We start from the raw sequence: 8836 nt of genomic DNA, 5'->3' as shown, positions 1-8836 counted from the left end.
GGCCACCGCGGCGCCCTGACTCCCGACGCGCAGATCAACCTTCGCCTGGCCCTGACGCCGCCGGCACGATCGCCGGCGCGTGCCGTCGCATCAACTCGTCGACCCAGTCGATGAACACGCGCAGCTTGGCGCTGACGTTGCGGTTGGGCGGATAGGCGAGGTACATCGGCATCGGATCCATCGTCCAGTCCTCGAGCAACGGCACCAGCTCGCCGCGCGCCGCATGCGGCCCGGCCATGTAGCGCGGCAGCCAGAGCACGCCCATGCCCGCAAGCCCGGCCGCCAGGTAGGCATTGCCATCGTCGGCCGCGACGACGTAGCGGCCGCGCACCTCCACCGATTCCTCCCCGCGCCGCATCTGGATCGGCGCGATGCGTCCCGTGCTCGCGCGCAGGAAACCGACGATGCGCTGCGGGTCCGCTTCGATGTCGCGGGGATGCGCGGGCACGCCGGTCGCGTCCAGGTAGGACGGCGCGGCATACACGCCCAGCGGCAGCTCGCCGATGCGTCGCGCGATCAGCGACGGCACCGTGACCTCGCCGCCGCGCAGCACCGCGTCGACGTTGTCCCCGATGACATCGACGATGCGGTCGCTGACGCCCATGTCGAGCTGGATCTCCGGATGACGCGCATGGAACTCCGGCAGCGCCGGCATCAGGACCAGCCGCGCGAAGGGCGTCGGCACGTCGACCCGCAGCCGGCCGCGCGGCGACGTGGTGGCGCTGGACAGCGCCGTGTCCGCGTCGTCCAGGTCGGCCAGCACGCGCACCACGCGCTCGTAATACGCGGCGCCGTCCGGCGTCACGCGCACCTGCCGCGTCGTGCGGTGCAGCAGCTTCACCCGCAGGCGGGCCTCGAGCTGCTGCACCAGCTGCGTCACGGTGGTCTTGCTCAGGTGCAGCGTCTGCGCCGCCTTGGTGAAGCTGCCGGCCTCCACCACGCGGGCGAAGGCGAGCAGCGCATCGAATCGGTCCATCGTCGAGTCACCTTGATTGCTGTTGGCGAGATCGGGCGCATTCTCTTTCGCGGCCGCCTGGCGTCGGCGCGACCCCGGCGGTAGATTCGCGCATCGTCCCACCGGAGCCCACGCCATGCGCCCTCGCCTCGCCGCCGTGATCGCCTTGCCGCTTGCCGCCCTTGCCCCCGCCCTCGCGCCCGCCAACGCCCATGCCGAGGACGCCCAGCTGGAGCGGCTCGGCTGGCTGGCCGGCTGCTGGGCCGCGGAGCAGGGCGAAGCGGGCTCGGTGGAGCACTGGCTGCCGCTGGCCGGCGGCACGATGCTGGGCATCGGCCGCACGGTCAGGAACGGCCGTACCGTCGAGCACGAGTTCATGCAGATCCGGCTCAACGCCGAGGGCCAGCCGGTCTTCATCGCGCAGCCGTCGCGGCAGAAGGAGGCGACCTTCGTGGCCACCTCGATCGGCGAACGCGCCGTGACCTTCGAGAACCCGGCGCACGATTTCCCCCAGCGCGTGATCTACCGCGCCGTCGGCGACACGGGGCTCGCCGCCCGCATCGAGGGCCAGCGCAACGGCACGACGCGCGGCATCGACTTCCCGATGCGGCGCGTGGCCTGCGAGGCGGCCAAGCCCGCGCCTTGACGGCGGACGGCCCCGCCGAGCGGGCCCGAAACGCGACTTCATCGTCGATTCGCCGGCAGGCGGGCCCGGGGCCGGCGGCGCGGATCGCCGACAATCGCGCATGACCCGCACCGATCCCACCGGCTCCGCCGCCCCGGCGGCACCGACGCCCGCGTCCGACGCGACCGCCTTCGACCGCCTTCCCCTGCCCCCCCCCATGCTGGCCAACCTGCGCCAGCTGGGCTACCTCTCGATGACGCCGATCCAGGCGGAAAGCCTGCCGCTGACGCTGGGCGGCCACGACCTGATCGCGCAGGCCAAGACCGGCAGCGGCAAGACCGCGGCCTTCTCGCTGCCGCTGCTGGCCAACCTGAATCCGCGCCGCTTCGCCGTCCAGGCGCTGGTGCTGTGCCCGACGCGCGAGCTCGCCGACCAGGTCACGCAGGAGATCCGCCGCCTGGCCCGTGCCGAGGACAACATCAAGACGCTGACCCTGTGCGGCGGCGTGCCGATCCGCACGCAGCTCGCCAGCCTGGCGCATGGCGCCCACATCGTCGTGGGCACGCCGGGCCGCATCCTCGACCACCTGCAGCGCGAGACGCTGTCGCTGGAGGCGCTGAACACGCTGGTGCTGGACGAAGCCGATCGCATGCTGGACATGGGCTTCGCCGAGGACATCGCCCAGGTCGTCGCCCATTGCCCGAAGCAGCGCCAGACGCTGCTGTTCTCGGCCACCTATCCCGACGACGTGGCCGCACTGGCGGGCCGCTTCATGCGCGACCCCAAGACGGTGACGCTGACCGAGCGCCATGCGGCCAACAAGATCCGCCAGCGCTTCTACGAGGTGACCGAGGCCGAGCGGCTGCATGCCGTCGGCCTGCTGCTCAACCACTTCCGCCCGGCCAGCACGCTGGCCTTCTGCAACACCAAGCAGCAGTGCCGCGACCTCGTCGCCGTGCTGCAGGCGCAGGGCATCGTGGCGCTGGAGCTGCATGGGGACCTGGAACAGCGCGAGCGCGACCAGGTGCTGGTGCGCTTCGCCAACCGCAGCTGCAGCGTGCTGGTCGCCACCGACGTGGCCGCGCGCGGACTGGACATCGCGCAGCTCGAGGCAGTGATCAACGTCGACATCACACCCGATCCCGAGGTGCATGTGCATCGCATCGGCCGCACCGGCCGCGCCGACGAAGCGGGCTGGGCCTTCAGCCTCGCCAGCCTGGACGAGATGGGCCGCGTCGGCCGCATCGACCAGATGCAGGGCAGCGTCAGTCCCTGGTACCCGCTGTCCGAGCTGACCGCCACGGCCGGCGGCCCGCCGCTGCGGCCCCCGATGGTGACGCTGCAGATCCTCGGCGGCCGCAAGGAGAAGATCCGCCCCGGCGACGTGCTGGGCGCGCTGACCAAGGACCTCGGCCTGGACGGCGCCAGCATCGGCAAGATCAACGTCAACGAGTTCTCCACCTACGTGGCCGTCGCGCCCGAGCTGGCGGACCAGGCACTGCGCGGGCTCAATGCCGGCAAGGTGAAGGGCAAGTCGGTGAAGGTGAGGCGCCTGTGAGCGACTTCGCCGACCTCGGGCTGTCGCCCGCGCTGCTGCGCGCCGCCGACGAACTGGGCTTCGACCGGCCCACCCCCATCCAGGCCGCGGCCATCGCGCCGATCCTGGCCGGTCGCGACCTGCTGGGCAGCGCCGCCACCGGCTCGGGCAAGACGGCCGCGTATGTCTTCCCGGTGCTGCAGCGCCTCGATGCCGGCGTGCGCCCCGCGCTGCGCCGAGCGCAGGTGCTGGTGCTCGTGCCCACGCGCGAACTCGCCGCGCAGGTCGGCGAGACCCTGATCCAGGTCGGGCGCTTCCTGCGCGAGCCGGTCAAGGTCTCGGTGCTGTATGGCGGCGTGTCGATCAATCCGCAGATGATGGCGCTGCGCGGCGGCGCGGACATCGTCGTGGCGACGCCGGGCCGGCTGCTCGACGTGGTCGCGAAGAACGCGCTGAAGCTGGGCGACGTCGACTGCCTGGTGCTCGACGAGGCCGACCGCCTGCTCGACGCGGGCTTCGCCGACGAGCTCGCGCAGGTGCTGGCGCTGCTGCCGCGCCGGCGGCAGAACCTGCTGTTCTCCGCCACCTTCCCGGACGCGGTGCAGGCGCTGACGACCCAGCTGCTGCACGACCCGGTGCGCGTCGAGGTCACCGGCGAGCCGGCCACCGAGGGGCAGATCGAGGAGCATGCCGTCGAGGTCGATGCCGCGCGGCGCACGCCGCTGCTGCGCCACATGATCGAACTCGGCGACTGGTCGCGCGTGCTGGTCTTCGTCGCCACGCGTTATGCCTGCGACCACGTGGCCGACAAGCTGCGCCGGGCCGGCCTGGAGGCCGCCGCCTTCCATGGCGACGCGAGCCAGGGCGCGCGCACGCGCACGCTGGCCGACTTCAAGGCGGGCCGGCTGCGGGTATTGGTGGCGACCGACCTCGGCGCGCGCGGCATCGATATCGCGCGGCTGCCGGTCGTGGTGAACTACGACCTGCCGCGCGCCGCGGCGGACTACACGCACCGCATCGGCCGCACCGCGCGCGCCGGCGAGAACGGCCTGGCGGTGAGCTTCATCAGCGCCGCGACGGAAGCGCACTTCCGCCTGATCGAGAAGCGCCAGGGACGGCGCGTCGCCCGCGAGCGCATCGCCGGCTTCGAGCCGACCGAGACCGCGCCGCCGGACGCGGCGACCGGCGGCGTCAAGGGTCGGCGGCCGAGCAAGAAGGACAAGCTCCGGGCCGCCGCGGCGGCGGCCACGGTGAAGCGCGGCACCTGAGGCCGATGCGTTAGGCCGACGCGTTAGGCCTGCATGTGAGGCCGGTGTGTGACGCCGGCGCGTCAGGCCCGCGCGGGATCGGGAAACCCCTCACCCCCGCCCTGCGGCAATCGACGACACTAGTCGCAAGGTTAAGCGATTAACCTGACCAGCAAGATAGCTGGCACCGACAACAAGGCCGAGGCGCCGCCAGGCGTCCCGGCGAGTGAGACAGCCGTGATCCTGCCGCGCCCGTTGCCCCGTCCTGGCGTCACCCGACGCAACCTGGTGCTCTCCGGTGCCGCGCTCTGCGCCGCCGGATCAGCCGTCGCCTCCCCTGCCGCGTCTGCCGCCGAATCAGCCGCCGCGCCGGCCGTTCCCCGCTGCGACGCTGACGCGGACGGCGCGATCCAGACCTCCCACCGCAAGGACTTCATCCTCGGCGTCGACATCTCCACGCTGGAGACCGTCGAGCGTGGCGGCGGGAAGTTCTCGACGGCCGACGGCCGGCCGGGCTCCGCGCTGCAGATCCTGCGCGCGGCCGGCATGAACTGGGGCCGCTTGCGGCTGTGGCACACGCCGGTCAACGCCCACGACGTGATCGAGGACGGCCGCATCGTCTCGCGCCACGGCGAGCCCGTCGGCGGCGGCGACAACGGCCTGGCCGTCACGCTCCGGCTGGCCCGGCGGCTGAAGGCGCAAGGCATGAAATGGCTGCTGGACATCCACTACAGCGACCACTGGACCGACCCCGGCAAACAGGCGAAACCCGCCGCCTGGACCCGCCTGCACGGCGCGGCGCTGGCCCAGGAGGTTGAACGTTATACCTCCGAGGTGCTGAAGGCCCTCCACGAGCAGGGGACCGACCCGGACATGATCCAGGTCGGCAACGAGATCAACGGCGGCATGCTCTGGCCCGACGGCAAGACCTGGCAGCAGACGCCCGACGAGCAGGTCGGCGGCGACGCGGCCTTCATCGCGCTGCTGCGGGCCGGCATCCGCGGCGTCCGGGCCACCGACGCGCTGCGCGGCGGCCGCCTGCCGGTGATGCTGCACCTGGCGCACCAGGGCGACGGCAAGAGCGCCGAGACCTTCCGCCGGGTCTACGACGGGTTCGAGGCCGCCAAGCTCGACTACGACGTCATCGGCCTGAGCTGGTACCCGTATCACCACGACCCCTACGACGCGCTGCGCGACAACCTGCGCATGCTGTCGGACCGCTACCGCAAACCGCTGGTGGTGGTCGAAACCGCGTACGGCCACCAGCTGGACAACCCCGGCGGCGGCGGCGCGGTCTTCAACGAGGAAGGCGCGCGCCGCTCCGGTTATCCCGCCACGCCCGAGGGCCAGGCACGGATGCTGCGCGACGTGGTCCGCGCGGTGGCCGCGGTGCCGCAGGGCCTGGGCGTCTTCTACTGGGAGCCCGCCTGGCTCGCGGTACCCGGCGCGGGCTGGCGCACCGGCGACGGCAACGGCTGGGCCAACCAGACGCTGTTCGACGACCGGGGCCGCGCGCTGCCCTCGCTGACCGCGATGCGCGACGCGGCGCCCTGTCGCTGACGCCCTCCCCGCTGACCGACGTCCCACGATCCCCAGACCCCACGACGCCACGAGGCAGCGCCCGACGCGGCCCTCGACAACAACACGACACGTCCAACGACGGAGACACCATGACCCTGTCCACCCTCGCCACGCCTGACGCCCGCGCCCGCGGCGTCCGCCCTGCCGCCCGTCCCGCCCGTCCCGCCCTCTGCGCCGCCAGCCCCTCCGTCTTCCTGCTGGCGCCCGTCGCGCTGGCCTGCGCCGCGCTGCTGCTGCCGGCCGACGCCCGCGCGCAGGCCGCGCCGCCGGCCGCCTCGGCGTCCGCCGCCGGCAGCGCCCTCGACACCGTGGTCGTGCAGGGCCAGCGCTCCAGCCTGATCAAGGCCCAGGACATCAAGCGCAACGCGGACCAGGTGGTCGACTCCATCGTCGCGGACGACATCGGCAAGCTGCCCGACGCCAACGTCGCCGAGGCGCTGCAGCGCATCACCGGCGTGCAGATCTCGCGCAACCGCGGCGAGGGCGACCGCGTCCAGGTGCGCGGCCTGCAGCAGACGCAGACGCTGCTCAACGGCCGCGTCATCTTCACCGCCGGCAAGGAGCGCGGACTGGCCTTCCAGGACGTGCCCGCCGAGCTGCTCGCCGGCGCCGACGTCTACAAGACCCCGACCGCCAGCCTGATCGAGGGCGGCATCGGCGGCGTCATCGACCTGCGCACCCGCCGCCCGTTCGACTTCGCCGGCTTCAAGCTGGCCGGCTCGGTCAAGGCGACGCGGGCCGAGCTCGCCGACAAGAACAACGGCGAAGGTTCGCTGCTGGTGTCCAACCGCTGGCGCACCGACGCCGGCGAGTTCGGCGCGCTGCTCAGCGTGTCGGCGCAGAAGCGCGATTACCGCTCCGACACGCAGGAGCTCGACAACCCGGCGCAACTGGCCGACGGCTCGGGCACCGTCGCGCCGCTGGGCCAGTGGCTGGCCTACGAATTCGGCGAGCGCGACCGCAAGGCCGCCAGCGCCTCGCTGCAATGGCGCCCCGACGGCCGCAGCGAATACACGCTGGACTTCAACCACACGCAGCTCAAGAGCCGCACCGACGTCTACGGCCATTACGCCTCGCCGTTCTGGGCCAACTGGAGCAACACCGCCAACCAGGGCCAGCTCTGGCCGAACGGCGCGATCCAGACCGACGCCAACGGCCGGTTCGTCTCAGGCAGCTTCTGGGGCGCGAGCATGAGCACCTCGGGCTCGGTGGCCGACGAGAACACCAAGATCGACCAGCTCGCGCTGGCCGGCAAGTGGAAGGTCGGCGACGCCACGCTGCGCAGCGACCTCAGCCACACCCGCAGCACCTTCGACCGCTTCTACCAGGAGGTGCGCCTGGGCACCTTCGCCAACGACCCGGTCAGCTACAGCTTCGACCTGGGCACCAAGCTGCCGTCGGCCTTCTCGCCCACCGCGCAGCTCGACAACCCGGCCAACTACTGGGCCGACAAGGCGCTGTACTTCCGCACCCGCAACACCGGCAAGGAAACCGCCTGGCGCCTGGACGGCGACAAGCCGGTCGACTTCGGCGCGCTGACCACGCTGCACGCCGGCGTGCGGCTCAACGACCGCCGCGCCAGCAGCGCCGAGATCAACACGATCGACGACATCTGGATGTTCAACCTGTCGCAGATCCCGGCGGTGGGCCTGCTGCCCTATGACAACCTGCTCAAGGACGCCGGCGCCGGCAACATCCCGCGCCAGTGGCTGACCGTCACCGACACGCGCTGGCTGCGCGACGCGCAAGCCGTGCGCAGCACCTTCAACCTGACGGTGCCCGAGCTCGATCCGGCGCAGAGTTTCGAGTTCCGCGAGCGCGCCGCGGCCGTCTACGTCGCCGGCGACCTGGACACCACGCTCGCGGGCCTGCCGCTGACCGGCAACGTCGGCGTGCGCGCCGTCACCACGCGCACCCAGCGCGGCTACACCGCCACCAGCGGCGGTCGCGTGGACCTGTCCAAGACCGACACCGACTTCCTGCCCTCGCTCAACCTCAAGCTCGAGCTCACGCCCGACCTGCTGGCGCGGCTGGCGCTGTCGCGCGTGGTCACGCGGCCCAACTTCGACCAGCTCACGCCCAGCCTGAGCCTCAACGTCAACGACCGGACCGGCTACCAGGGCAATCCGGAGCTCGACAAGCTGCGCGCCAGCCAGGTCGACGCGACGCTGGAGTACTACCTGTCCAAGAGCGACTCGGTCTACGGCGCGGCCTTCTACAAGGACGTGTCGGGCTTCATCCAGACCACCAGCACGCAGACCACGATCAACGGTACGAGCTACACGCTGACGACGCCGAGCAACGGCCGCGACGGCCGCATCCGCGGCCTGGAGGTCGGCTACACCGGCTTCTTCAACAAGCTGCCCGGACTGCTGCGCGGGCTGGGCCTGCAGGCCAACTTCACGCTGGTCGACAGCGCCGCCCCGAGCCCGATCGACGGCCGCAGCGCGCCGCTGGAGGGGCTGTCCAAGCGCAGCGCCAACCTGGTGGCGATGTACGACCTGGGCGACTTCTCCGCGCGGCTGGCCTACAACTGGCGCAGCGACTACACCGTCGGCTCGCGGCTGAGCTTCCCCAGCAACGACGGCGTGACCGCGCTGACGCCGGTGACGATGAAGGGCTACGGCATGGTCGACGCCTACCTCAGCTACGCGATCACGCCGCGGCTGCGCATTGCCCTCGAAGGCAACAACCTGACGCGGACGGTGCGCCGCAGCGTGTTCAGCGACTACGGCCTGCCGCGCGGCACCTACACCGACGATCGCCGCTTCGCGATCAGCCTGCGCGCGGAGCTGTAAGCCCCGCCCACGGCCCGGCCTTCGCGCCGGGCCTTCTTCATTTGCGGCCCGATCCGCGCCTGCCCACCCGGCGCGTCAGCGGTGACGCCGGGT

7 protein-coding genes (1 of these 7 cut by a window edge) are annotated in these 8836 nt (G+C 71.9%); 6 read left to right on the top strand and 1 reads right to left on the bottom strand.

Annotated features, from left to right (window positions below; genetic code table 11):
• On the top strand, nucleotides 1–114 hold the 3' end of the coding sequence (locus tag ACTJKJ_RS16885; RefSeq protein ID WP_440821141.1) for a DUF885 domain-containing protein. The gene continues 1836 nt to the left of window position 1, outside the view; only the last 114 of its 1950 coding nucleotides appear in the window; its start codon lies off the left edge, out of view; its stop codon occupies nucleotides 112–114.
• Here the strand turns inward: ACTJKJ_RS16885 and ACTJKJ_RS16880 are convergent.
• On the bottom strand, nucleotides 35–976 hold the full coding sequence (locus ACTJKJ_RS16880) for a LysR family transcriptional regulator (RefSeq protein WP_091727530.1): 942 nt from the start codon (nucleotides 974–976) through the stop codon (nucleotides 35–37). The two genes, ACTJKJ_RS16885 and ACTJKJ_RS16880, sit on opposite strands and share 80 nt — an antisense overlap.
• Nucleotides 977–1091: 115 nt before the next feature.
• Here ACTJKJ_RS16880 and ACTJKJ_RS16875 point away from each other — a divergent pair, with 115 nt between their 5' ends.
• From ACTJKJ_RS16875 to ACTJKJ_RS16855, 5 genes are all read left to right on the top strand, one after another.
• Nucleotides 1092–1601, top strand: coding sequence for a DUF6265 family protein (locus tag ACTJKJ_RS16875; protein WP_440821140.1), 510 nt, complete (start codon nucleotides 1092–1094; stop codon nucleotides 1599–1601).
• A 100-nt stretch (nucleotides 1602–1701) separates the two neighbouring features.
• Entirely contained in the window at nucleotides 1702–3138 is a 1437-nt protein-coding gene (gene dbpA / locus ACTJKJ_RS16870) for an ATP-dependent RNA helicase DbpA (RefSeq protein ID WP_440821139.1), read from the top strand.
• The gene (locus ACTJKJ_RS16865) at nucleotides 3135–4385 is read left to right on the top strand and encodes a DEAD/DEAH box helicase (RefSeq protein WP_440821138.1); all 1251 of its coding nucleotides are present in this window, start codon (nucleotides 3135–3137) and stop codon (nucleotides 4383–4385) included. The genes dbpA and ACTJKJ_RS16865 overlap by 4 nt, the downstream gene beginning before the upstream one ends.
• A gap of 216 nt (nucleotides 4386–4601) precedes the next feature.
• A complete protein-coding gene (locus ACTJKJ_RS16860; RefSeq protein WP_440821137.1) occupies nucleotides 4602–5924 on the top strand; it encodes a glycoside hydrolase family 53 protein in 1323 nt (440 codons plus the stop codon).
• A 110-nt stretch (nucleotides 5925–6034) separates the two neighbouring features.
• Nucleotides 6035–8743 carry a TonB-dependent receptor gene (locus tag ACTJKJ_RS16855; RefSeq protein ID WP_440821136.1) on the top strand — a complete coding sequence of 903 codons (2709 nt, stop codon included), beginning with the start codon at nucleotides 6035–6037 and terminating at the stop codon, nucleotides 8741–8743.
• The last annotated feature ends 93 nt before the right edge of the window (nucleotides 8744–8836 follow it).

Origin of the sequence: Roseateles sp. 22389 (assembly GCF_052044995.1) — a bacterium.
In the GTDB taxonomy this organism is placed as follows: Bacteria; Pseudomonadota; Gammaproteobacteria; order Burkholderiales; family Burkholderiaceae_C; genus Roseateles.
The sequence above is the reverse complement of the archived record's forward strand: the minus strand, read 5'-3'. Positions and strand labels throughout refer to the sequence as shown.